Source organism: Pseudomonas sp. H3_A02, assembly GCF_054671965.1.
This window is the reverse complement of record NZ_CP162807.1, coordinates 3868629-3891489: the sequence shown is the minus strand read 5'-3', so window position 1 is coordinate 3891489 and position 22861 is coordinate 3868629. Positions and strand designations below refer to the sequence as shown.

18 protein-coding genes and 2 pseudogenes are annotated in these 22861 nt (G+C 60.6%); 7 read left to right on the top strand and 13 right to left on the bottom strand.

What is annotated here, in order from left to right; translation table 11 throughout:
• Positions 1–347: 347 nt before the first annotated feature.
• The 7 genes from AB4N80_RS17390 to AB4N80_RS17360 form a co-directional block, all read right to left on the bottom strand.
• Positions 348–866, bottom strand: a complete 519-nt coding sequence (locus tag AB4N80_RS17390; RefSeq protein ID WP_122565742.1) for a hypothetical protein — start codon at positions 864–866, stop codon at positions 348–350.
• A gap of 255 nt (positions 867–1121) precedes the next feature.
• Complete coding sequence (locus AB4N80_RS17385) at positions 1122–1565, bottom strand: HIT family protein (RefSeq protein WP_122565743.1); 444 nt, start codon at positions 1563–1565, stop codon at positions 1122–1124.
• A gap of 255 nt (positions 1566–1820) precedes the next feature.
• A complete protein-coding gene (locus AB4N80_RS17380) occupies positions 1821–2198 on the bottom strand; it encodes a response regulator (RefSeq protein WP_240998428.1) in 378 nt (125 codons plus the stop codon).
• 20 nt (positions 2199–2218) lie between these two features.
• Positions 2219–4402, bottom strand: a complete 2184-nt coding sequence (locus tag AB4N80_RS17375; RefSeq protein WP_354338437.1) for a PAS domain-containing sensor histidine kinase — start codon at positions 4400–4402, stop codon at positions 2219–2221.
• A gap of 193 nt (positions 4403–4595) precedes the next feature.
• Positions 4596–5426 (bottom strand): amidohydrolase family protein, encoded by an 831-nt coding sequence (locus AB4N80_RS17370; protein ID WP_122565746.1) that lies wholly within the window; start codon positions 5424–5426, stop codon positions 4596–4598.
• A gap of 28 nt (positions 5427–5454) precedes the next feature.
• Positions 5455–6744 (bottom strand): MFS transporter, encoded by a 1290-nt coding sequence (locus AB4N80_RS17365; protein ID WP_122565747.1) that lies wholly within the window; start codon positions 6742–6744, stop codon positions 5455–5457.
• A 134-nt stretch (positions 6745–6878) separates the two neighbouring features.
• A complete protein-coding gene (locus AB4N80_RS17360) occupies positions 6879–7610 on the bottom strand; it encodes a GntR family transcriptional regulator (RefSeq protein WP_122565748.1) in 732 nt (243 codons plus the stop codon).
• Between the two features lie 384 nt (positions 7611–7994).
• Here AB4N80_RS17360 and AB4N80_RS17355 point away from each other — a divergent pair, with 384 nt between their 5' ends.
• From AB4N80_RS17355 to AB4N80_RS17340, 4 genes are all read left to right on the top strand, one after another.
• A complete protein-coding gene (locus tag AB4N80_RS17355; RefSeq protein WP_122565749.1) occupies positions 7995–9338 on the top strand; it encodes an OprD family porin in 1344 nt (447 codons plus the stop codon).
• 224 nt (positions 9339–9562) lie between these two features.
• A complete protein-coding gene (gene fnr / locus AB4N80_RS17350) occupies positions 9563–10315 on the top strand; it encodes a fumarate/nitrate reduction transcriptional regulator Fnr (protein ID WP_122565750.1) in 753 nt (250 codons plus the stop codon).
• Positions 10316–10577: 262 nt separating this feature from the next.
• Positions 10578–11939: an arginine-ornithine antiporter gene (arcD, locus tag AB4N80_RS17345; protein ID WP_240998431.1), complete on the top strand. Its 1362-nt coding sequence runs from the start codon at positions 10578–10580 to the stop codon at positions 11937–11939.
• An 88-nt stretch (positions 11940–12027) separates the two neighbouring features.
• On the top strand, positions 12028–12567 hold the full coding sequence (locus AB4N80_RS17340; protein ID WP_122565752.1) for an Hsp20/alpha crystallin family protein: 540 nt from the start codon (positions 12028–12030) through the stop codon (positions 12565–12567).
• Between the two features lie 196 nt (positions 12568–12763).
• Here the strand turns inward: AB4N80_RS17340 and AB4N80_RS17335 are convergent, their stop codons facing one another.
• From AB4N80_RS17335 to AB4N80_RS17320, 4 genes and pseudogenes are all read right to left on the bottom strand, one after another.
• Entirely contained in the window at positions 12764–14119 is a 1356-nt protein-coding gene (locus tag AB4N80_RS17335) for an MBL fold metallo-hydrolase RNA specificity domain-containing protein (RefSeq protein ID WP_122565753.1), read from the bottom strand.
• A 100-nt stretch (positions 14120–14219) separates the two neighbouring features.
• Positions 14220–15110 carry a universal stress protein gene (locus tag AB4N80_RS17330; RefSeq protein ID WP_122565754.1) on the bottom strand — a complete coding sequence of 297 codons (891 nt, stop codon included), beginning with the start codon at positions 15108–15110 and terminating at the stop codon, positions 14220–14222.
• A 169-nt stretch (positions 15111–15279) separates the two neighbouring features.
• Positions 15280–15432 (bottom strand): annotated as a pseudogene (locus AB4N80_RS17325) (phosphoketolase family protein); the annotation flags it as partial.
• Between the two features lie 260 nt (positions 15433–15692).
• Positions 15693–15797 (bottom strand): annotated as a pseudogene (locus tag AB4N80_RS17320) (universal stress protein); the annotation flags it as partial.
• Between the two features lie 170 nt (positions 15798–15967).
• Here AB4N80_RS17320 and AB4N80_RS17315 point away from each other — a divergent pair.
• The gene (locus tag AB4N80_RS17315; RefSeq protein ID WP_122565755.1) at positions 15968–16531 is read left to right on the top strand and encodes a GNAT family N-acetyltransferase; all 564 of its coding nucleotides are present in this window, start codon (positions 15968–15970) and stop codon (positions 16529–16531) included.
• A gap of 53 nt (positions 16532–16584) precedes the next feature.
• On the opposite strand, the gene AB4N80_RS17310 is transcribed toward AB4N80_RS17315, so the two are convergent.
• Together AB4N80_RS17310 and AB4N80_RS17305 are read right to left on the bottom strand one after the other, a co-directional pair.
• Positions 16585–17496: a universal stress protein gene (locus tag AB4N80_RS17310; RefSeq protein WP_122565756.1), complete on the bottom strand. Its 912-nt coding sequence runs from the start codon at positions 17494–17496 to the stop codon at positions 16585–16587.
• A 104-nt stretch (positions 17497–17600) separates the two neighbouring features.
• Entirely contained in the window at positions 17601–18851 is a 1251-nt protein-coding gene (locus AB4N80_RS17305; protein ID WP_122565757.1) for an MgtC/SapB family protein, read from the bottom strand.
• Between the two features lie 259 nt (positions 18852–19110).
• On the opposite strand from AB4N80_RS17305, the gene AB4N80_RS17300 reads away from it, so the two are divergent.
• Positions 19111–20034: a universal stress protein gene (locus AB4N80_RS17300; protein WP_122565758.1), complete on the top strand. Its 924-nt coding sequence runs from the start codon at positions 19111–19113 to the stop codon at positions 20032–20034.
• A gap of 59 nt (positions 20035–20093) precedes the next feature.
• Complete coding sequence (locus tag AB4N80_RS17295) at positions 20094–22841, top strand: cation-transporting P-type ATPase (protein ID WP_460078068.1); 2748 nt, start codon at positions 20094–20096, stop codon at positions 22839–22841.
• Positions 22842–22861: the final 20 nt, after the last annotated feature.

The window sequence follows — 22861 nt, the reverse complement described above, 5'->3', positions numbered from 1 at the left end:
GCGCCCCCGAAAGTGCCCTGCGCACAGCCACCATAAAATCAGCGAGAAAATCGTAGCCTGACTTCAAGGAGACCTTGCGCCTAACGAGATACCGAGCGACTAAACCCGACTGCTGAATTGGCAGCGGTGGACAAAGACTAGGTACCGAAATCAGCAGGCGCAAGGGACTGGAATTTCTAGGAAATGTCCTGCAAGTCAATGGGTAATAATCGCTCCGTCAATTCCTACAAACTCGTTTAACCGTTCCACCACCGAAAAAGGTTGCAACGTTTGTCCAGCTCTAACGCCCTTTCCGGAGAGATCACAACTCCTATCGCAATCGCATAAATCCGATCGGACGTACCGCTTTACTTAATCTCAACCAATCGCACTGCCTGTGACCCGTCCAGGGATAGGTGAATCACGGCGGCCCGGCTCGGAAAATTCGGCGCATCCTCATCGGTGTTCTCCATCACGGGAATGTCGATCAGGGTCTGCTCACCGGTCGGGTCGCTGACCAATTTGGCATCGAGGTTGTCGATGGCCCGCCAGCTGTCGCCACCGATGCGCATCACGTCCAGCAGGCTGTAGTGCGGCACGCCCTCTTCGTTCTCCTCGGGCGTGAAGGCGGCTAGGTATTGGCTGTAGTTGTTGCCCATGCCGAAACCCTCGATGGTGAAAACCGCAAGGGTGACCTGACTGTCCTCGCCGGTGTCCAGGGTCTGCATCAGTGTCGCTTCGGGATAGCCGGTGGCATAGCTGTCCTTGATGAGCGCGACCAGGTGCCCAATCTGTTCTTCCAGGGCTTTTGGAACGGGTTTCGGTTCAGCGGCGTTAACCAAGGTGCAGGTAAAAAATAAGGCAGCGGTCAGAAAGCGCAATTTCATGGAAGTGAAGTCCGGGGGTGTCGGGAGGTCCGCGCGCAATGGTAGCGGTTGGAAAAGGAATTGGGTGGCGAATTGTTGATGGGTTTTGTGGTGGGGTGCACAACCTTTGTTCGCGAAAGCGGTGGGTCAGTTAGCATCAATGTTGGATGTACTGCCGCTATCGCGAGCAAGCTCGCTCCCACACTGGAAACCGGGACAACCGCCATTGTCTATCCATCCGAAATCCCCGTGGGAGCGAGCTTGCTCTGCCCGGCGTCAGGCCTCTGAGCGGATACGTTCGACCAGGCGGGCCTGGAGTTTTTCCAGCTCCTCGGGATCGGCCTTGCCCCGGCCATGCACGCCCGCCTCCTCACCTTCCCAGCGCGGGATGATGTGCACATGAATGTGATAGACCGTTTGCCCGGCCACCGCACCATTGAACTGCGCGACCTGGACCCCGTCCGGCTGCAACTCGTCCACGATAATCCGCGTCAGGCGTTGCACGGCAGCCATCATCGCGCCCAGGACGGCGGGTTCGACTTCGAGGATGTTTCGCGCCTGGGAGGCTTTAGGGATGACCAGGACATGGCCGCGCGATTGCGGAAAGAGATCCAGGAAGGCCAGCACATCGGCGTCTTCGTAAATCTTGTAGCACGGCGCATCGCCGCGCAGGATCAGCGCAAAGATGTTCTGTGGATCGTAATGACCGTGGAGACTCATGTTCACTCCTTGAATGGGTTTGGAGAAGTGGGTTGCCGGTAAGAGATTTAGCACAGTCCAGCGGCAACGTCTCGTAGGCCTGCTTGAAGGTCAGGGCTCGGCTTGCTGGGAATGGTGTTGTATCAGTGGGTGATGTATTGCCTGTGCCACCGTCATCGCGAGCAAGCCCGCTCCCACAGAGGATTTGTGGTGGTCACTCAGTCACTGTCCACCGCCGGTCATTGTGGGAGCGAGCTTGCTCGCGATGGCGGCGGGTCAGTTGGCATCAGTGCTGGATGCCAGGCCGCTTTCACGGGTTTTCTTCAGCGTGACGGCGATTTTCTGCCGCAATTGGTTCTCCGAAAACGGCTTGTGCAGGACCGGGCACCCGGCGTATTCCGCTGGCAGCCCGCTAGCGCCGTATCCGGTGCTGAATAGAAAGGGGATTTGGCGACCGCGAAGAATGTCGGCCACCGGGTACACGCGCTCGCCGGCCAGGTTGACGTCCAGGATCGCCAGGTCCACCTGCACCGAGCCGGCGATTTCACATGCAGTCGCGAGCCGGGCGACCGAGGCCACCACTTCGCACCCGAATTCCTCCAGCATCTCCTCGATCAACAGGGCAATCGCGCCTTCGTCTTCGACGACCAGCACCCTGGTTCCAGCCAATGGGATCATGCCCCAGCCGCTCCAATCAGGAACGCAAAGCGACAGCAAACGCCCTGTGGGGCGTAGGTAAGGTCAAACGTGCCGCCCAAGTCGCGCTCGATGCAGCGTTTCATCAGGCGCGAACCCAGCCCTTCCCGCTCCGGCGGGGAGACCAGCGGCCCTCCACGCTCGTGCCAGTCAAGAGTAAGTAGCGTTCCGTCCGCTTGAGTTTGCAGGTGCCATGTGACGGCTAGCGTCCCCGTCTCGACCGACATGGCCCCGTACTTGAGCGCGTTGATCGCCAATTCATTGAGGGTCATCGTGAGGTTGAGCGCCACGCGAGTGCCGACGTCCACGGCCGCCCCTTCGATCACGACACGGCCCGGCTCATGCCCAAAGACCGGTAGCAGCACTTCATGGGCCAGGGTGTCGAGCGGCGTCTGGCCCCAATGGCGCTTGGTCAAGAGGTCGTGTGCCCGCGACAACGCCAAAAGCCTTGCCTCGAAACGCCTGTAGCCGTCCTTCGCATCCTCGGCATTGCGCGCGGTCTGGGCCGCCAGCGATTGCACCGTGGCCAGGGTGTTCTTGACCCGGTGATTGAGCTCATCGATCAGCGTCTTCTGCCGGCTTTCCGCCTGCTTTCGTTCGGAAATATCGACCAGCATGTTGATGGCACCCACCAGGTTTCCATCGGCATCATGCAAAGGCGTGGGAAACGGCGTGAACGGTACACGGCTGCCATCGGGCCGTTCTGCGATCGCCTCGACGCCGCGTATCGGCCGGTTTTCCTTCAGCGCCACCGCCATCGGGCATTGATCGTGGGGCAGTGCGGTTCCGTCGGTATTGAACAGCTTCCAGGTCACACACCACATGTCACCCAATTGCGGTGTGCGCCCCGACAGTTCGACAGCGGCGCGATTGTAGAACGTGATGCGCCCTTCGGCGTCGGTGGTGTACACCGCGGCAGGCAATGCTTCGAGCAGATTGCGCATGTGCCGTTCGCTTTCGCGGATCTGGTTTTCCATCCGCCGCGCCAGCGTGACGTCCTGCAGCACCCGCACGCCATAACGAAACGTACCGTTGGCGTCCCTCACCGACGAGCTGTGGATGTCGAGGTAGACCACCTCGCCATCGGGCTTCAGAGCGCGCTTGCGCAGCACGTAGTTATCCAGTTCACCGGCCACCTGGCGGGCGTACAACTGCGCATCCTGCGGGATGCAGTCCGGGTGGGTGTAGTCCAGGAATGTCATCGACAGGAGCTCCTCCCGCGACCGGCCCAGCATGTTGCACAGGGCGTCGTTCACCCGGAGCAAGCGACCGTCGGTATCGGCTTCGGAAATCCCGATGGTCACCGCCTCATAGGTCGCCGAAAGCCGGTCATCGCTCTCCTGGCGCGCCGCCTCGGCCGCATGGACGCAGCTTCTGTCGATGGTAAAACAACGGGTGTTGAAGAGTTTTCCGTCCTCGAAGCGTCCGTTTGAAGTGATCGTGACATGTTTGATCGAGCCGTCTTTGGCCCTCAGGCGCGCCGGATAGCTCTCCAGGCAATCGCCACTGCCCAGCTTGGTGAGGATGTCGCCAATAACAGGTTCGTCGACATGAAACTCAGTGATGTGCCGCCCGATGTATTCTTCTGCGTGATAGCCCAGCAGCGCCAGCTCCGCCTTGTTGGCGCGCAGGATGATGCCCTCGCCACTGACGATATGCAGGCCCACCGCACTGTTTTCGAAGAAGTCTTCCAGGTCGGCACTCTTGCGCCGAAGTTCCTCGGCCATGGCATGGTGTGCCGAAACATCCTGGAAGCAGTTGATCACCCCTTGAATGACGCCCCAACGATCCCTGAGAGCGCGGATGTTCATCAGCGCCACGAACCGCGAGCCATCCGGACGTTGGATGATCACTTCCTGGTTGCGCGACGCAACGCCCGTATCGAGCGCCGAGGCCGTCGGGCAGTGTTCGAATGCCAGCGGCGTACCGTCGGCCTGGAACAATCGATGGGCGCCGCAAAAACGGGCGCCGTTCTCTCCGAGTGCTGGCGCCCTGCCCCACAGCTCCGCCGCCTCGCTGTTGTACCGCACGAGCCACCCCTGACGATCGCAGAGGTACACCGCACCGGGAATGGCATCGAGCGCGCTCATTCCCATCGCGATCAAGCTTTCGTACTCACTCGGCGCCTGTGTTTGCGTGGGTAGCTCTTCAATGTTCGACATCAGTCATCCTCAAACCGCCTGGCTGAAGCACCCTCGCTGTCCTTCGCGCCAGGGCCATCACCCGGGTCGGTGGTTTCAGCTCGCAGAATCCCTTTTAAAGGCCGATACGGCGACTGCTCACAGGGCTTCAATGGAGTCTAGATCGCTATTCATCGGACGAGTTCAGGAAAATCGACGCCATGACCTTCGCGCCTCAAAACTTGAAGAGTGCCTGGGGTGCCTGGACCATTAACGCATGCATCAACGACGCCGAACACTCCAACGCGTGCAACTGCGCCATGACCGTCTCGAAACCCACATGTTCTTCATGCTGGGTGTGCGGCCAATCGCTGCCCCACACCAGGCGTTCGGGGCCGAAATGGCGCTCCAACAACGTCAACGAGGCGCGGGCGAATTCAAGGTTGCGCGGGGCCGTTGCGCCCAACCGATAGATACCGGACACCTTCATCCACACCTGCCCGCCCTGCCCCAGCGCCATCAATTGAGCAAAGCCAGGTTGATCCAGCCCCAAACGCGCATCCGGGCGACCGAAATGATCGACCACCAACTTGAGGCCCCATGGCAACAGCTGAGCCATCAACCCCGGCAAGTCCACCAGGTTGGCATGCAACTCGACATGCCAATCCAGTTCCGCGATGTGACCCAAAAAACCGTTCCAGGCGGCGTCACGAAAATCAGGCAGGGCCTTGCCCATCAGATTCAAGCGCACCCCGACCACGCCCAGCCGGGCCATGTCGTCCAGCTCGGCGCGGCTGACGTCTCGCTCCACCACCACGACCCCGCGCAACTGCTCCGGTGCTTGCCGTAGCGCGGCCAGCAGGTAGCGGTTATCGGTGCCGAGAAAGCTCGGCTGCACCAACACGCCATGGCTCAAGCCGTGGGCGTGCAGGTGGCTCAGGTATTGAGCGAGCGTGGCGTCATAGCCGGGTGTGTAGCGCCGGACAGCGGCCAGTTCCAGATCACGACTGAACACGTGGGCGTGGCAGTCAATGCCGGTGATCGGTTTAGTACAGGTATCAGGCATGAGGCTCATCTATCGACAATAAGGAAAATCAGGCCCGGGCGCCCTGGCTGTCACGTTCAACCACAGGCGCCGATGCAGCCGTGGCTTCCAAGCTGCGGCCACGGGTTTCCGGCAGGCACAGCGCTGCGATCACCGCCACGCCGTAGGCAATCCCGGCGTCGATGCCAATGGCCGAGCCCAAGGACATGGAGTCGCTCATGTGGCCGACCAGGAACGGGAACACCGCCGAGAGCACCCGGCCGAAGTTGTAGCAGAACCCCACGCCGGCGCCGCGCACATCCGCCGGGTACAACTCGTTGAAAAACGCCCCGAGGCTCGCCGGAATACCGGCCGCGAAGAAGCCGAGCGGGAACCCCAGGAACAGCATCTGGGTGTTGCTCAACGGCAGGAACACATAACACTGCACCGTGACCACGCAGCACAGCGCGAACAACACGATGTTTTTCCGGCGACCAATGCGATCGATCAACAGGCCACTGACCACGCAGCCGCACCAGAAGGCGAAGATGATCACCGCCAGGTAGCCGCCGGAGTTGAGCACCGACAGGTTGCGCTCGGTCTTGAGGAAGGTCGGCAGCCAGGTCATCACAGCGTGGTAACCGCCGTGCGCACCCAGGCCCAGCAACCCGCCGAACAAGGTCACACGGATCAACTCGGGACGAAAGATGCCGGCCAGGGATTTGAAGAAACTCTGCGCAATGACATTGTCTTTTTTCAGGCGCTGGAAACTGTCGGGCTCTTCAACGTTGCGGCGCACCCAGATGATCAGGAACGACGGCAGCAGACCCACGACGAACATCACCCGCCAGGCCATGTCCTGCGGTACGAGGGAGTAGATCAGCGTGAAGACGCCGACCGCCAGCCCCCAACCCACCGCCCAGGCGCTCTGTACTGTGCCCATGACCTTGCCGCGGTACTTGGGGTTGATGGTCTCGGCCATCAACACCGCGCCGGCGGCCCATTCCCCGCCGATCCCGAAGCCCTGCAGGGCCTTGACGATCAACAGTTGGTGGAAGCCGGTGACGAACGCCGACAGGAAGGTGAAGAACGAAAACCACAAGATCATCCATTGCAGCGTGCGCACCCGACCGTAGCGGTCCGACAGCGTCCCGCCGACCCAACCGCCAATGGCCGAAGTGACCAAGGTCACGCCGCTGACCAACCCGGCATCGCCCTTGGTCAGGGCGAACGCGGCGATCAACGCCGGTATCGCCAGGCCGAACATCTGTACTTCCAAGGCATCGAGCGACCATCCGCCGAAACAGGCCCAAAACGTTTTGCGCTCCCGCGCAGTGACTTGGCGATACCAACTGAACATGCTTCTTATCCTTGTAAGTGGAACGAAAGGCAGCCGAGAGCGAACCGCGCCGCTACAGGGCCAGTCATGGCAAACAAAAAACGATAAGGACAGCGGCGACCGACTCGCCGCTGAACGCCCCTAGCCGGGCTGCGTCAGCGAATTTCCACGCTGTAGCGGAAGTGCTCGGCATGCCCGCGAGAGCGTCGCCACTCCAGAGGGTTGCCGGCGTAGTCCCGCGCCAGGCGCTCGATCACCACCACCGGGCTGTTGACCGGCACCTGCAGCAATCTTGCGTGCACCTCATTCACCGATTCGGCGGTGAGGGTTTCTTCGGCATAGGCAACAACCTGGCCGCAGACTTCTTCATAGATGGGGTAAAGCAACGGGCCTTTTTGACTCAGGTCGATTTCGAGCAAGGCTTGGAAGCGATTACGGGGCAACCAGATTTCTTCGGCGAGCACCGGCTTCACGTCCAGCAGACGCACCCGCACCAGGCGGATCACTGGCGCATCCACCGGCAATCCCAGCGCCTGGGCTACCGCCGAAGGCGCGGCCACCGGTTCCACGGACAAGATGCGGCTCTCGGGAACTCGGCGTTCGCCTGAAGCGCTTTGAAAACGGAAGAAACGGAACAGCGACGATTGAAACTGCGGTCGACGAATGAAGGTGCCGCGCCCCTGCTGACGCTCCAGGACGCCCTCGCTGACCAGCGCATCGATGGCCTTGCGCACCGTACCGGTCGACAACTGGTATTCGGCTGAGAGTACCGCCTCAGTAGGAATCGCCTCCCCCGGACGCCAGCGGTTATTGGCGATCTGTTCAGCCAATTGGTCGCGCAGACGTTGATACAGCGGCAGGCGGACATCACTGGAGAGAGATTTCATTGACCTTATTCACCTTGTTATCTAGTCATATATATGAATATGCGAGCAAGTATTTGCTGAAGGTCGATTGCTTGTCAAGAATGCGCAGGCTAGCTGATTGACAAAGGGTCTCCAGCAGCGAGGCAACGCCTGTTTTTAACAGCGCAAGCCATTGAATTTCACTCGCTCATCGGCACCTTCGCTGTCCGTTGATAAAGCCCGCACTGCGTTGGGGCAATGCCCGGCCCTGCAGCTGAACGCAATTAACAACGTTTAACTCGCACGCCCACGCTGCACGCCCAAGAATGAAGCCCTCTGTTCAGAGCTGTTTTTTCAAGCGGGAGCTGCTGCCCCACCGTACGGTGCGTCGGGCATTGCCCGCCTAATTTCACATGGAAATGAAGCATGTTGTCTGCACCCCACCACTCAACCGTCGCCCTGAAGCCGATCTGGCTGCTTGCCCTGCTCACAGGCAGCGCCGCACCGGCGATGGCAGCGGAACTCGCGCAAAGCACGCCTGGCTTTCTCGACGGGGCAACGCTGGAAGTCCTCAGCCGCAACTTCTACCTCAACAATGACTATCGCTCCCCGACCCCGGCCGGCAAAAGCTACAAACAGGAATGGGCCCAGGGCTTCATCGCCTCGTTCGAGTCCGGCTTCACCCCGGGCACGATCGGCGTAGGTATTGATGTCCACGGTTTCCTGGGGTTGAAGCTGGACGGCGGCAAGGGGCACTCCGGAACGGGATTATTGCCCTTGGATGAGGACGGGCGAAGCGAAGACCAGTATTCCAGCGCGGGTGGCGCGCTGAAACTTAACGCCTCACGCACCACCCTGGCCATCGGCGAAATGACCGTGGAAAGTCCGGTATTCGACACCGCAGACAAGCGCCTGCAACCGGAATACGCCAGCGGCCTGCTGGTCACCAGCCGCGAGTTCGAAGGGATCGACCTGCAGGCGGGTCACTTCAGCGCGTTCAAGAATCAGGATGCCTCGACCGGCAAGGGTGACTTTTCCGGTTACGGGGCGACGACGCGCAACGGCGCCATCGACTTCATTGGCGCCGACCTGTTCACCGGCCAAGCCCTGGGCGGTGCGCTCTATGCATCCGAACTGAGTGACACCTGGCGCCAGTACTACGCCAACCTGCATACCACCCTTGGCGATCTGTTCCTCGACGGCAACCTCTACCACACCCGCGACTATGGCAAGGCCGTCGCCGGGGCCATCGACACCACAGCCTATAGCCTGAGTGGCAAATACCGGCTCAATGCCCAGGCGTTCACCCTGGCCTATCAGAAAATCAACGGCGACACGCCCTTCGATTTCGTCGGCGGCGACTCCATCTACCTGGCCAACTCGATCAAATATGCCGACTTCAACGGCCCGGGCGAGCGCTCATGGCAAGCACGCTACGACCTCGACCTGGGCACCTTGGGCATCCCCGGCCTGAGCTTCATGGCCCGCTATGTGACTGGACGCGGGATAGACGGCAGCCATGCCCCCCAAGGCGGTGCCTACAACCCGTTCGATGCGGATACCGGCAGCTACCGTCCACAACAAGGGGACGGCGGACGCCATTGGGAGCGCGACCTGGACCTGCACTACATCGTGCAGTCAGGCCCGGCCAAGGACCTGTCGCTACAACTGTCCCATGTCACCCATCGCGCCAACAGCAGCCAGGGCGGCGATGACATCGACCGGCTGTATATCGTCGTCCAGTACCCGCTCAAGCTGGGGCCGTTCTGACGTTAGCGCAACTAACGCCGCGCGCCTCCGAACGTTGAAGAACGGCTGAAATCCCCCCCTGTACGCCCGCCCACGATGCAACTGCGTCGTCTTGCAGACCGGTTTTCGACCCATCAATTGCGACCCACTCTGCGCCAATCGACAGTCGGTATCGGTTTAGGCGACAAAAAACAGGCATGGATGAGTTGTTCTTCTATGCTTGCTCCAACTATAGGAATTTTCCCATGGCCGAGTCCGAACCGCGACTTCTGCGGGCACATGCCCTCAAGACCGCTTGCTCGAACTGCAGCGTGCTTGAACTGTGCCTGCCGATTGGCCTGACGGGCGGTGAAGTCGAGCGCCTCGATACGCTGATCGCCCAGCGCATAAAGGTCAAGAAAGGCGCAGCGCTATATCGCACCGGCGACCCATTGCGCTCGTTGTACGCGGTAAGATTGGGTTTCTTCAAGACCAGTGTCCTTTCGGTAGACGGTCGCGAACAGGTCACCGGTTTCCAGATGCAAGGCGAAATGCTTGGCCTGGACGCTATCAGTACCGATCACTACGCCTGTAATGCCATTGCCCTGGAAGACAGCGACGTCTGCCCACTGCCTTTCAACCTGCTGGAAAAACTGGCCCACGACTTACCGTCGTTGCAGCACAACCTGAACAAGCTTTTGAGCCAGGAGATCGTGCGCGACCACAGCATGTTGTTGATGCTCGGCAACATGAACGCCGACGAACGCCTGGCGGCGTTTCTATTGAACCTGTCCCAGCGGCTTAACATGCGAGGTTATTCCTCCAAGGAATTTGTACTACGCATGAGCCGCGAAGCCATCGGCTCCTACCTGGGCCTACGCCTGGAAACCATCTGCCGGGGTATCGCCCACCTGCGCCAGGAAGAACTGGTAGACGTGCATGGGCGCAATGTCACCATTCTGGACTTGCCCGGCCTCAAGCAAAAAGTCGCCGGTTGCCATCGTCATGCGCAACTGTGATGCCTGCTGTGCATGACATCTGATCTACGTCAATACCATTGAGCACCTCCAAGACGAAATTAAGACTCAGCGTTCGAACCTTTGTATCGACGAAGGTTACCGAACCTCCCGTCTCATGGAGGCTTTGATCATGGCAACGCAACTGCAAGGTACAGAACCGGTCATCCCGACCGTCACACCTCACCCTTTGGCCGGCAGTTTGCGAAAGGTCGAGCCCAGGCGCCTGTCGCTGAGCCTGCTGATCGCCCTGGTCGTCGGTTCGATGATCGGCAGCGGCATCTTCAGCCTGCCCCAGAACATGGCAGCCAGCGCTGGCGCTGGCGCGATCCTGATTGGCTGGCTCATCACCGGCGTGGGCATGCTCTCACTGGCCTTGGTCTACCAGACTCTCTCCAACCGCCAACCGGAACTGGACAACGGTGTGTTCGCCTACGCCCGTGCCCTGGGCGGTGAATTCCTCGGTTTCAATTCGGCGTGGGGCTATTGGATCAGCGCCTGGATCGGCAACGTCAGTTACTTGGTGATTCTGTTCGCTGCGCTCAGTTACTTTTTCCCCTTGTTTGGCGACGGCAATAACAAAGCCGCGATCGTCGGCGCTTCGGTGGTGCTGTGGGCATTGCATTGGATGATCTTGCGCGGGATGCGCACCGCCGCCAAGGCCAACGCCCTGACAACGATCGCCAAGGTGGTGCCGTTGCTGTTGTTCATCGGCCTGGTCATTGCCGGTTTCTCCAAGGACACCTTCACGGTGGATTTCTGGGGCACGCCGGCACTGGGCAGTACGCTGGACCAGGTCAAGAGCACCATGTTGGTGACTGTCTGGGTGTTCATCGGTATTGAAGGCGCCAACGTATTCTCCGCCCGGGCCGCCGAACGGGCCGACGTCGGCCGCGCCACCGTGATTGGCTTCATCCTTACATTGATGCTGCTGATCGCCGTTTCCCTATTGTCGTTGGGCATCCTCAGACAGCCCGAACTGGCCGCCCTGAAGAACCCTTCCATGGCGGGAGTACTGGAAGCGGTGGCCGGTCCTTGGGGCGCGGTGCTGATCAGCATTGGCCTGATTGTGTCAGTGGGCGGCGCGTTGCTGGCCTGGACGCTGTTGGCAGCCGAATCGGTGTTCACCCCGGCCAAGGAAAAGGTCATGCCGCGCCTGCTGGCCACGGAAAACCAACAGGGCGCACCGGCCAACGCGTTGTGGATTACCAACGGCTGCATTCAATTATTCCTGTTGCTGACCCTGTATTCGAGCGCCAGCTACCTGGCGCTGATTTCACTCGCCACCTCGATGATCCTGCTGCCGTACCTGTTCAGTGGCCTGTATGCACTGAAAATGACCTGGCAAGGCCAGACCTACGCCGGCCATCGCGGCCTGCAACTGCGTGACATGGCCATCGCTGTGGTCGCGACGGGCTATTGCGTCTGGCTGCTCTACGCCGCCGGCCCCCGGTACATGCTGCTTAGTGCCCTGCTCTATGCCCCCGGCTCGCTGATCTACTTGAGCGCTCAACGGGCCAGGACGAGCCGTGCCCTTAATGGTTTTGGCTGGGGCCTGCTGGTGGTGATCTGGGCGGCGGCGATTTTCGCCGGCTGGATGCTCTGGTCCGGCCAACTGTCTTTGTAAGTTCGCAAGCGTGCATTGACCCGTTCGGCAACGGTGCCTGGCCATCCGGCCAGGTACTCGCCCGAACATCACCAAAGAGGAAAATCAAATGTCCAATTCAGTGAAAAAAATGCCGGTCAAAACTGCAGACAACGCTCCGCATCCCGCTAAGACTGACCTCTGGCATCCGCTGGAAAAACTCCGCCAGCAGGTCGATCATCTGTTCGATGACTTCAACCGGGGTACAGGGCTTTCTCCCTTCAGTCGTGGGCTGTTCGATGTCGAACCCTTTTGGCGCCGCGAACTCTCCACCAGCAGCCTGCCGGCCGTTGACATCAGCGAAAAGGAAAAGAGCTTTGAAATCACCGCCGAGTTGCCCGGCATAGATCAGAAAGACATCGAAATCCGCCTGGCCAACGGCAACCTGATCATCAAGGGTGAGAAAAAAGAAACCAAGGAAGAAAAGAAAAAGGGTTATCACCTGTCCGAACGCCATTACGGCGCCTTCGAACGCGTGTTCAACCTGCCAAAAGGCGTCGACAGCGACAAGATCGAAGCCCAGTTCAGCAAAGGCGTGCTGACGCTGACACTGCCAAAAAAACCAGAAGCACTGAAAGCGGAAAAGGTCGTGCCGATAAAGGCCGATTGATCGCTTTGGACCCTGCCCCTCGCCAGCCAAAGACGAGGGGCTTTTTCATGCCTGTGCTTATTTCAGGCCGAATGCGTCGTTGAAGCTGCCGGCCCCTTCGCGGGCAAGCCCGCTCCCACACGGGACTGCGGCGGGCACAAATCCGGCGGTTACAGAAAATCCCTGTGGGAACGAGCCTGCTCGCGAAGACGGTGGCTCAGAGTTCGACGCTATCGCGGTACTCCGGCACCGATACCGACCAACCCAGTTCGTCGTGAATGCGATGGCGCAGGACATCGGAGGCGTTTGGCTCCCCATGGACGACATAGGTATGGCGCGGCGGAGTCTTGAAGCCGCGCAGCCACTGCATGATTTCGTCCGCATCGGCATGGGCCGACAGCGTTTGCATGGGCACCACTTCGGCATTGATCGGCACATCCTTGCCATGGATACGCACCGAGGGCTCGCCCGCCACAATCCTGGCGCCCCGCGTCCCACCCGCCTGGAACCCCGGCATCAACAAGGTGTTGATGGGGCTGGGGGCAAGGCTCTTGAGGTGGTACAGCACCCGTCCACCGGTGGCCATGCCACTGGCGGCTATGATCACCGCCGGGGTGCGTTGCAGGTCCAGGGCCATGGAGTCCTTGGTCGAGCGAACCGGATGTGCGATGTGGCACATGCCTTCGCACTCTTCCCTGGACAGCCGATGCTCATCGCCAAAGCGCTGATACAACCGGGTGACATCGATAGCCATGGGGCTGTTTAGGTAAATCGGGATATCCGGGATCGCGTGGCGCTGTTTCAGGCGATACAGGTGATACATCAGCAACTGCGCGCGCCCGACCGTGAACGAAGGTACCAGGGTAATGCCGCGGCGCAACGCCGTGCGGGTAATGACATCGGCCAGTAGATCTTCCGGTGCTTCGCGTGGGTGCCGACGGTCACCGTAGGTAGATTCCACCAGCAGATAATCCGCCTGCTCGATGGCCTGTGGGGCAAACATCACCGGGTCCTCCGGCCGTCCCAGGTCCCCGGAACACACCAGCGTCAGGCCGCCAGCCTGTACCTGAACCGTGGCGGCGCCGAGGATATGCCCGGCGCGGCGCAGCAATATCGTCACCCCTCGGGCAATTTCCACCGGATGCTCGAACGCGATCGGCCGTAGTAATTTGAGCGCCCGCTCGGCGTTCTCGAGGGTGTACAGCGGCAAGGCCGGGTCGTGTCTGGAGAATCCCTTGCGGTTAGCGTACTCGGCCTCTTCTTCCTGCAGGCGGGCGCTGTCCCGCAGGAGAATTTTCACCAGTTCACAGGTTGCCGGCGAGGCATAGATCGGACCGCGATAACCATTGCGCGCCAGCACCGGTAGATAGCCGCTGTGGTCCAGGTGCGCATGGGTCAATACGATCGCGTCCAGCTCACGCATTGGCAGGTCGAACGGGTCCCAGTTGTGCAAGCGCAGTTGCTTGTACCCCTGAAACAGGCCGCAATCGATCAGAATGCGCTGTTCGCCCTGTTCCAGCAGATATTTGCTACCGGTGACAGTGCCGGCTGCTCCCAGAAAGGTCATGCGCATGACGGTGCTCCTGAACAATCGATAGGAAGCCTATTGGTCACATTGTTTGCCCGAGTTGCCGTTGATTTTTGTCAACAACCCAGCAGCCAAGCCCGCTTCATCAGACCGCCAGAACATCGCATGACACCTGGTAGAGAATGTGCTCGGTCGTGCTGCCCAATAGCCCATGTAGATCATCGTGCTGGAATCTCCCCATGACGATCACGTCCACTTCATGCGCCAGGGCAAATTCACTCAGGGCCGAAACCGGATGCCCCAGTAGAAAATGCCTGCGTTCGGCCGGCACGCCAAACAGGTTCGCCAGTTCCAGGAAGGTTTTTTCCAGGCTCCTGCGCAGCTCCTTGCCGAGCTGCGACAGCGACAGACCACCACCGCCGGCATCCCCCAGATAGACTGACGACACCTCATAGGCGTGAACCAGATGCAGCTCGGCATTGCATTGCAGGGCCAGCCCCATTGCCTGGCGGATGATCCGGTCGTTCAGCCCGCTGTTCCGGGCAAATGCACTGGAAGCGTCCACCGCCGCAACCACTGTGCGCGGCAGCGCATGACCGGTGGCCCCCACCAGGTACATCGGCACCGGGCAATTGCGCAGCAGTTGCCAGTCCAGTGGCGTGAAAAATGCGCGTTTGAGCAAAGGCTCGTGCTGTACCTGCTTGATCAGCAAATCAGGCTGGATCTGCGTGACATGTTGCAGGATCTGCTTGCTCATCTTCTGGGCCCATTCCAATTCCGTAGTGACCCGCAGGCCACGGCGCCGCATCTTGTCAGCCTCATCCTCCAACCAATGGCGATGGTCCTGGAGATAGTTCTGCCGCGCCTCTTCGCGCGGCTCCTCTTCAAGCAACGACAGGATTTCCAGTGAGGGGATCAATGCCGTGACATGCAAATGCGCCCCACTGGCCGCCGCCAGGGCCGCGGCGTGATGCAGGGCCGGCGAATGGCGTTGTGCCGGATTGAGGATCAGCAGCAGACGTTGGTACTGGCTCATGATGGGTCTCCAGAATCAGGCTCGAACGCTAGGGTGCAGCGTCGATGCCATCAGGCGTGTGGGTGGTCATTGCGGCGTCGGCGTCCAGCGCCAGTTCAAGACTTCGGGCATGTCCTGCCCATGCTCGATGAGGTACAGCTGGTGCTTTTCCATCGTTGCCCAGTAGCGATCCCAACAAGCGAGGTTTGACGTGCCCCTGCTGCAGCGGTTTGCGCAGCAACGGGTTGTCCTTGAGGTAGATCTGTCCCACGGCCAGGTAATTGGACGCACGCCTGTAGCCGTCAATGCCTTCCAGTTGGTCGGGGCTGAGAAAATCGCTCATCACGTTCTCCGCAAAGAACAGGGTTGCCATGCTTGATTCTGGAGCGCAGGAATACGCGCGACTTGATTTACATCAGAAACAAGGACGCTGAGGTCATACAAGGTGCTTGCTCGATGCTCTGGCGCCCGCTCACTGGCATGACGTTTTTCGAGCAGATCCAATGCACGCCCATGCATTGCAACGTGACCTGCTGCCCATTGGTCCAAGCCAACCAAGCCCTGGAGTGCCCGAGGAGCGGACGGCGCAACGAGGCCACGTACTCATCCCTTGACCGCCAGCACACTGCCCGGCACCAAATACAAGACGTCTGTCGTGCTGCCAAGCAAACGTTCAAGACCGACTCGGTGCGCAGTGCCCATCACTACGTGAGTCGTCACATCCAGGCCTTTCTCCTGGAGCAGCGCAGGGCAATCGACAGACGGATACGTAAGCACTGATCCAGATCAGATTCGGTCGCCGTGACGGGGCGTAGAACAGTATCGAATGCGTAGCTTTTCGTCGCACCGCACGTGCACATCCGAGGGAGGATCGCACCATGCTCACTGTCAAAGACCACAACGAACGCGCCGCTGCCCTGTATGCCAGCATCAGTGGCAAGCACTGGATCCAGGCACTCAAGGACGGCCGGCATGTCTTGATCCGGCCACTCAGGGAGCAGGATCGCCAGCGCGAATACGACTTCATCATGCGCCTGTCACCGGAGTCCCGGCACATGCGCTTCCTGGCGCAGATCAATGAGCCAGGCGCGGCGCTGCTCGATAATCTGATGGATGTCGACTGCAAGACGCGCATGGCCTACATCGCCCTGGTCCATGACAACGGCGAGTTGATCGAGATCGGTGTCAGCCGCTATTGCGCGACCCAGGAACACGAATGCGAGTGTGCAGTGACCGTCGCCGACCCTTGGCAGCACCTGGGGCTGGGGACATTGTTGATGGAGCACCTGATCGACACCGCGCGTAAAAATGGCTATCGCCAGATGTATTCCGTCGACGCGGCCAGCAATGCCCCGATGCGCGATTTGGCCCATAGCCTGGGTTTTGAAACCCACAGCGATCCCGACGACACCCGGCAGGTCATCCACCGACTCTACATCTAGCCCGGGACGCTGGCGCGAGGCCGTACCAAGGCTTCACGCCAGTGTTGGTTGCGTCACGCTTGCGGCTTGATCGCCAACACGCTGCAAGGCGCCCGTTGCAGCAGGAGCTCGGCGGTGGTGCCCAGGCGTTTGTCCAGGCCACGATGTGCCGTGGTCCCCATGACGATGACATCGATCTGATGATCGGTGGCGAACGTGCAAATGCTGTTTACCGGTGCCCCTTCGATGAAGTGACGCAGCTGCGGTGCGACCCCATGCCGCTCGGCCAGGGACTCGAACACCTCATGTTGTGCCTGGCCCAATGCTTCATAGAGCCCGGTGGCCAGAGGCAGCGCACCAATGCCCATGTCCGAGGCGTAGACAGCCGTCCAATCGAAGGCGTGCAGCAACTCGACCTGGGCGTTGCATTGTTCCGCCAGTTTGACCGCAGCGTCGACGATCTGGTCGTTGAACACCAGGTCCTGGTCCTCGCTGCGCAGCACATCGACAATCGCCAGGACCCGCCGAGGCCGCGGGTGACTCGAATCCGTGACCAGATGCACCGGCACCGGGCAGTCACGCAGCAAGCGCCAGTCCAGGGGTGTGAAAAAAACCCGTTTCATCACCGGCTCCGGCTGCGCGTCCTTGATGATCAACGCCATCGGCATCTCCTTGACGTACTGCTGCAAGGCTTGAAAGGCATCCTTGCTCCAAACCACCTCGCAGGTCACCTCGACGCCGTGCCGACGCACCAGTTCGGCCTGCTGCCACAGCCAATGCCGATGGGTTTCCAGATAGCCCTCACGCGCTTGCTTGACCTGCTCCGGGGCAAAAAGACCGGCCACCGAGAGCAACTCCAGGTAGTCGATCGCCACGATGTGCAGGGGCAGATCCAGCGCCAGGGCCAACTCGGTGGCGCGGTCGAACGCCGGCGTACGGATCATGGCGTCAGGCGCCAATAGCAACAAACGTTGAGTCTGGGACATGGAACACCTCGGCACGTGGCGACAGCCACCTAGGGGATTGAGGATTCCAGAATGGACGCCTGCCAGAGACAGGACTTGATCTTCATCAAGCGGCCATCATTCATTCAGGCTGGAAAACTCGGAAGCAACAGCCCCGCCCACATTGCCAGCGTTATCAGCACCTGGCCGGGAATCACATAGCCGGCGAACCTTCGCCCGCCACTGAGACAGGCGACGACGCATTTGCTCAGGGAGTTGCTGCTCAGCGCCATCAAGACCGGCACGGCGACACCGTCGAAGGGCAACAACCCGCCCTTGGCCAGGGACGCAATGGAGGCTGTCGAGGCATGGGCGTCGAGCAACCCGCTGAAAATCGCAGTGACGGTCACCCCAGACTGGCCAAACGCATCGAGCATCGCCGACGACAGGACGGTGATACCGGTCATCGCCAGGACCACCGTCAACGCCAGCTTGAGGCTGAAGGCGCCGCCGTGCTTGATCGGTTCATCGGCCCGCGCCCTTGGGCGGGGAAACATCAGCACGCCGGCGTAGAGCAATACCATCAGCATCCCGCACAGCAATGGCCCCCACATCCAACGCAGCAGCACGGGGTCCACGGCCGCGAGGATCAGCCCCATCTGCGCCACTGTCGCCAGGTTGGATAACACTGCCGCGGCGCTCACCACCTTGAGATTGATCGGTTCTTTGGCCGCGATGCCGCCCATGGTCGCGACCGTCACCGTGGCGGAGGCGAACCCAGAGGCAATCGCACTGAGGGCGTAGCCGTAGCGAGTCCCCAGGGTGCGAACCGCGACATGCCCCAACGCCCCCACCGCCATCAGCATGACGGTGAGGGTGCACAGGGTGCGCAGGTTGATTGCGTTATAAGGTCCGAGGAAGCGGTCCGGTGCCAGCGGTAGCACGACCAGCGCGGCGATCAACAGCACCAGGCCATCGCGCATCTCGGTAGCGGTCAACTGCTTGCGGGCAAAGTGGTGCAACGCCTGGCGGCTGGCGAGCAGCCCGGCCATCACTACCCCAATGGCGGTCGCCAGGCCCGGAGCGCTCGCACAGAGCGCGCCCAGTGCCAGTACCGCAAACAAGGCCACTTCGCTGGTGATTCCCGGGTCCTTGTCGAGATTTCGCCAGTAGGCCACGGTCACCAAGGCGCCCAGGGCGAGGGTCATGCCGCCCAGCAACAGGGGACCGCCCGCCTGGATCGCCAGATAGCCGAGCACCGACGTGATGGCGAAGGTGCGCAGGCCGGCGAAGTCGCGCCGGTCGCCCTCGCCTTTGCGGCGTTCGCGCTCAAGCCCTACCAGCAGGCCGATTCCCAGCGCGGCGGCGGCATTGGCGAAGGCCAGGGTTTCAGTCATAGGAACGGCTCTCTGCGCGGCCTGCGGTTGTAGCTGAATCCAGGGCCGCCCGAGCCGGCTGCACTCATGCCCTGGGACGACGGATCATGCTCAAACATAGCGCGATTACCCCGCCGCCGCTGTCCCCCGATGCAACGCATTGAAGTGTGTTTGATGCAAATCAAGTTACCGGGCTCCATGACGCTCATGATCGATGACAGACACTACGCCGCGCGAAACGTCGCCCGGCACCAACAGGTCCTTGCCCGGGAGGTTTGTCATGTCTACGCAATCACGCTTGATGCTGGTGGTCTCGCCACTGATGGAACACAGCCCGGCGTTCGATCGGGCGGCCGCACTGGCCAAGGCCGAAGGCGCGGCGCTGCATATTGTCGCTTTTGACTACCTCGAAGGCCTGGCCACGGCCGGCCTGGTCAACGAGCAAGCACTGGAACAGATGCGCCTGGGCTACATCGAGCGCCATCGGCAGTGGCTGGAGGAACAGGCCAGGCCCCTGCGTAAACTCGGTATCGAGGTCACAACAGAAGTGACGTGGGTGGAGCGTCCCTTGCAAGAGATCCTGGTCCACCTCAAGGAAGCGCCGATGAATGCACTGATCAAGTCAGTGGACCCTGAGTCGTGGTTTTCCCGACTGATGTTCACGCCGCTGGACGTGCATCTGCTACGCGAATGCGAAGTGCCGCTGCACTTCGTCAACAAGGCCGCCCACGCGCGTCCGCGCAAGATCCTGGCGGCTGTCGACCCGTTTCATCAGGACGGACGCTATGAAGGCCTCAATGACCGGATCCTGAGCGAAGCCAACAAGCTGGCCACCCGCTGCGATGCAACGCTGGAAGTCATCTACGCCTACGATCTTTCGTCCATTACCGCCGCTGAATACGGTTTTGGCAACGGTTCGATGTTCTTCTCCTCCACCCTGGCCCGCCAACTCTACGAGTCTCAGAGTGCGGCCTTCGATGCACTGGCCGAACGCAATGGCATCGCCCCGGACCAGCGACGCATGATCATGGGTGACCCGGCCAAGGTGTTGGCGAGCTACGCCGCGTCCCATGACATTGATGTCATCGTCATGGGGCGCGTGCGCTACGGCAGCCTGGACAAGCTGATCGGCAGCACCGTGGAAGGCTTGCTGTACAAGATGCCCTGCAGCGTTTGGGTAATTGCGCCGCAGCAGGTTGGCTGAGGCAGACCTGCGTCGATGGCCTGTAGAACAACCGCTCCCTACCCACAGGAACGTGGCTGATGAACCGACCGAGCAATATACCAGCGGCGCACCCGACAATGCCTTCGCAGGGCCTGGCCTGGTACACATTGCCCGCCGAACAGGCACTCAAACACCTTGGTGTCGATGGGCAAGCCGGGCTGGACATCGCCGAAGTCCAGGCCCGGCTTGAGCGTACGGGTTTCAACCGGTTGTCAGCGTCAGCCCGGCGGCCAGCGTGGCGGCGATTTCTGCTGCAGTTTCATAACATCCTGATTTATGTGCTGCTGGGTTCCGCTGCTATCACCGCAACGCTGCAACACCTGTGGGACACGGTGGTCATTCTCGCTGTCGTGGTGGCCAATGCAATCATTGGCTATGTCCAGGAAGGCAAGGCCGAACAGGCCATGGATGCCATCCGCAACATGCTCGCGCCCCGTGCAACGGTGATACGTGCCGGCGAACGCCTGGGCATCGCAGGCGAGGAACTGGTACCCGGCGATATCGTCTTGCTGGAGGCCGGCGACAAAGTCCCGGCGGATCTGCGCCTGCTGCATGCCAATCGGCTACAGGTCCAGGAAGCCATCCTGACCGGAGAATCCGCTCCGGCTGAAAAAAATATCGAACCGGTGCGCATCGAAGCGGCCCTGGGTGATCGTGCCTGCATGGCATTCAGTGGCACCCTGGTGACCTGCGGACAAGCAACAGGGGTCGTTGTCGCCACCGCAACATCGACTGAAATCGGGCGCATCAGCAACCTGTTGTCGGCAGTGGAGCCACTGACAACGCCCCTGACACAGCAAATGGATGTCTTCGCCCGCTGGCTGACGCTATTGATTTTGCTGATCGCCGGCCTGCTACTCGCTTATGGCCACTTTATCGGGGGCTACGTCTTCAGCGAGATATTCATGGTCGTGGTGGGTATGTCGGTCGCAGCCATACCCGAGGGATTGCCCGCCGTACTCACCATCACCCTGGCGGTGGGCGTGCGGGCGATGGCCCATCGCAACGCCATCGTTCGGCGCCTGCCGGCCATCGAAACCCTGGGCTCGGTATCGGTCATCTGTACGGACAAGACCGGCACCCTCACCCGTAACGAAATGATGGTGGCGTCCGTCGTCACCAGTAACCTGACCTTCATGGTCGACGGTGTCGGATATCAGCCTTCGGGCAACATGAACCTTGCCGATCAGTTGATCGATACCTCCCATCACCCGGTGCTGGCCGAACTGGGGCGCGCGACCAGCCTGTGCAATGACGCAAGCTTGAGGCAGCACGAAGACACCTGGAAAGTCGAAGGGGACCCCATGGAAGGCGCACTCCTGGTGTTTTGCGCCAAGGCCGGCATCAACGGCGAAGAGGAACGCGGCACCTGGCCCCGCACCGATGCCATTCCGTTCGACGCCAAACACCGCTTCATGGCGACGCTGCATCACAACCATGAGCGCCAAGCCGCGATTTATGTCAAAGGCGCGCCGGAACAGATTCTGACCATGTGCAAATGCCAACGTAGCAGCACGGGGGCAACGGCACCGCTCGATGCCGACTATTGGCACGCGCAGGCCAATGCCATTGCCCGCAAAGGCCAACGCGTGTTGGCGCTCGCCGTCAGGTCCGTCCCGCCCGAACACGCCATCCTGGAATTTGCCGATGTGCAAGGGACACTGACCTTGCTGGGCCTGGTGGGAATGATCGACCCGCCCCGCCCGGAAACGATCCAGGCGATCAAGCAATGCCAGGCGGCCGGCATTGTCGTGAAAATGATCACCGGCGACCACGCCGGCACCGCCTGCGCCATCGGTAATCAGATCGGCCTGGACAACCCCGACAAGGTCCTGACCGGCAACGACCTGGACGCCATGAACGATGCCACTCTCAGGGAATCGCTCAAGCAAGTGAACATCTTCGCGCGTACCAGCCCCGAACATAAGCTGCGGCTGGTGACGTCGCTGCAACTCAACGGCATGACCGTGGCGATGACCGGCGACGGCGTCAACGACGCGCCAGCGCTCAAACGCGCCGACGCGGGCATCGCCATGGGCGGCAAAGGCAGTGAAGCAGCCAAAGAAGCCGCGGACCTGGTACTGGCGGACGATAACTTCGCCTCCATCGTGGCCGCTGTGCGTGAAGGCCGGACGGTCTATGACAACATCAAGAAAGTACTGAGCTGGACGTTACCCACCAATGCGGGCGAGACAATGACCCTGATTGTCGCGCTGCTGTTTGGCCTTACATTGCCAGTCACAGCGATACAGATCCTGTGGATCAACCTGATCACCGCCATCACGCTGGGTATCGCGCTGGCGTTCGAACCGACCGAAGACAACACCATGCGCAGGCCGCCGCGCTCACGACAGGAGCCGTTGATCAGCGGTGCATTGGTCTGGCATATGGTGCTCGTTTCCATTCTGTTCCTGTGCGGCGTCTACGGCATTTTTACCTATGCCCTGGACCGAGGCTACCCCGTCGAACTGGCCCGCACCCTGGCGATGAACACTTTGGTCGTGATGGAAATTTTCCATCTGTTCTTTATCCGCAATCTCTACGGCACGTCGCTGACCTGGAAGGGCCTTCGAGGTACGAAGGTTGTGTGGGCGACCGTCACGGCAGTGACCGTAGCCCAGTTCGCCATCACCTACGCGCCACCGCTGCAAGCTGTGTTCGCAACCCAACCGGTCCCCTTCAAGGACGGACTGCTGATCATCGCGGTGGGCATTGCGCTGTTCGCTATCATCGAAATTGAAAAACAGCTTCGACTGCGTTTAACCGAGTCCGATCGTCAACCGTGACGATCACTCCCCCCGGAGAA

Coding starts and splice junctions, on each gene's coding strand:
- AB4N80_RS17390 (WP_122565742.1), bottom strand. CDS start 866: ATGAAATTGCGCTTTCTGACCGCTGCCTTATTTTTTACCTGCACCTTG.
- AB4N80_RS17385 (WP_122565743.1), bottom strand. CDS start 1,565: ATGAGTCTCCACGGTCATTACGATCCACAGAACATCTTTGCGCTGATC.
- AB4N80_RS17375 (WP_354338437.1), bottom strand. CDS start 4,402: ATGTCGAACATTGAAGAGCTACCCACGCAAACACAGGCGCCGAGTGAG.
- AB4N80_RS17370 (WP_122565746.1), bottom strand. CDS start 5,426: ATGCCTGATACCTGTACTAAACCGATCACCGGCATTGACTGCCACGCC.
- AB4N80_RS17365 (WP_122565747.1), bottom strand. CDS start 6,744: ATGTTCAGTTGGTATCGCCAAGTCACTGCGCGGGAGCGCAAAACGTTT.
- AB4N80_RS17360 (WP_122565748.1), bottom strand. CDS start 7,610: ATGAAATCTCTCTCCAGTGATGTCCGCCTGCCGCTGTATCAACGTCTG.
- AB4N80_RS17355 (WP_122565749.1), top strand. CDS start 7,995: ATGTTGTCTGCACCCCACCACTCAACCGTCGCCCTGAAGCCGATCTGG.
- fnr (WP_122565750.1), top strand. CDS start 9,563: ATGGCCGAGTCCGAACCGCGACTTCTGCGGGCACATGCCCTCAAGACC.
- arcD (WP_240998431.1), top strand. CDS start 10,578: ATGATCGGCAGCGGCATCTTCAGCCTGCCCCAGAACATGGCAGCCAGC.
- AB4N80_RS17340 (WP_122565752.1), top strand. CDS start 12,028: ATGTCCAATTCAGTGAAAAAAATGCCGGTCAAAACTGCAGACAACGCT.
- AB4N80_RS17335 (WP_122565753.1), bottom strand. CDS start 14,119: ATGCGCATGACCTTTCTGGGAGCAGCCGGCACTGTCACCGGTAGCAAA.
- AB4N80_RS17330 (WP_122565754.1), bottom strand. CDS start 15,110: ATGAGCCAGTACCAACGTCTGCTGCTGATCCTCAATCCGGCACAACGC.
- AB4N80_RS17315 (WP_122565755.1), top strand. CDS start 15,968: ATGCTCACTGTCAAAGACCACAACGAACGCGCCGCTGCCCTGTATGCC.
- AB4N80_RS17310 (WP_122565756.1), bottom strand. CDS start 17,496: ATGTCCCAGACTCAACGTTTGTTGCTATTGGCGCCTGACGCCATGATC.
- AB4N80_RS17305 (WP_122565757.1), bottom strand. CDS start 18,851: ATGACTGAAACCCTGGCCTTCGCCAATGCCGCCGCCGCGCTGGGAATC.
- AB4N80_RS17300 (WP_122565758.1), top strand. CDS start 19,111: ATGTCTACGCAATCACGCTTGATGCTGGTGGTCTCGCCACTGATGGAA.
- AB4N80_RS17295 (WP_460078068.1), top strand. CDS start 20,094: ATGAACCGACCGAGCAATATACCAGCGGCGCACCCGACAATGCCTTCG.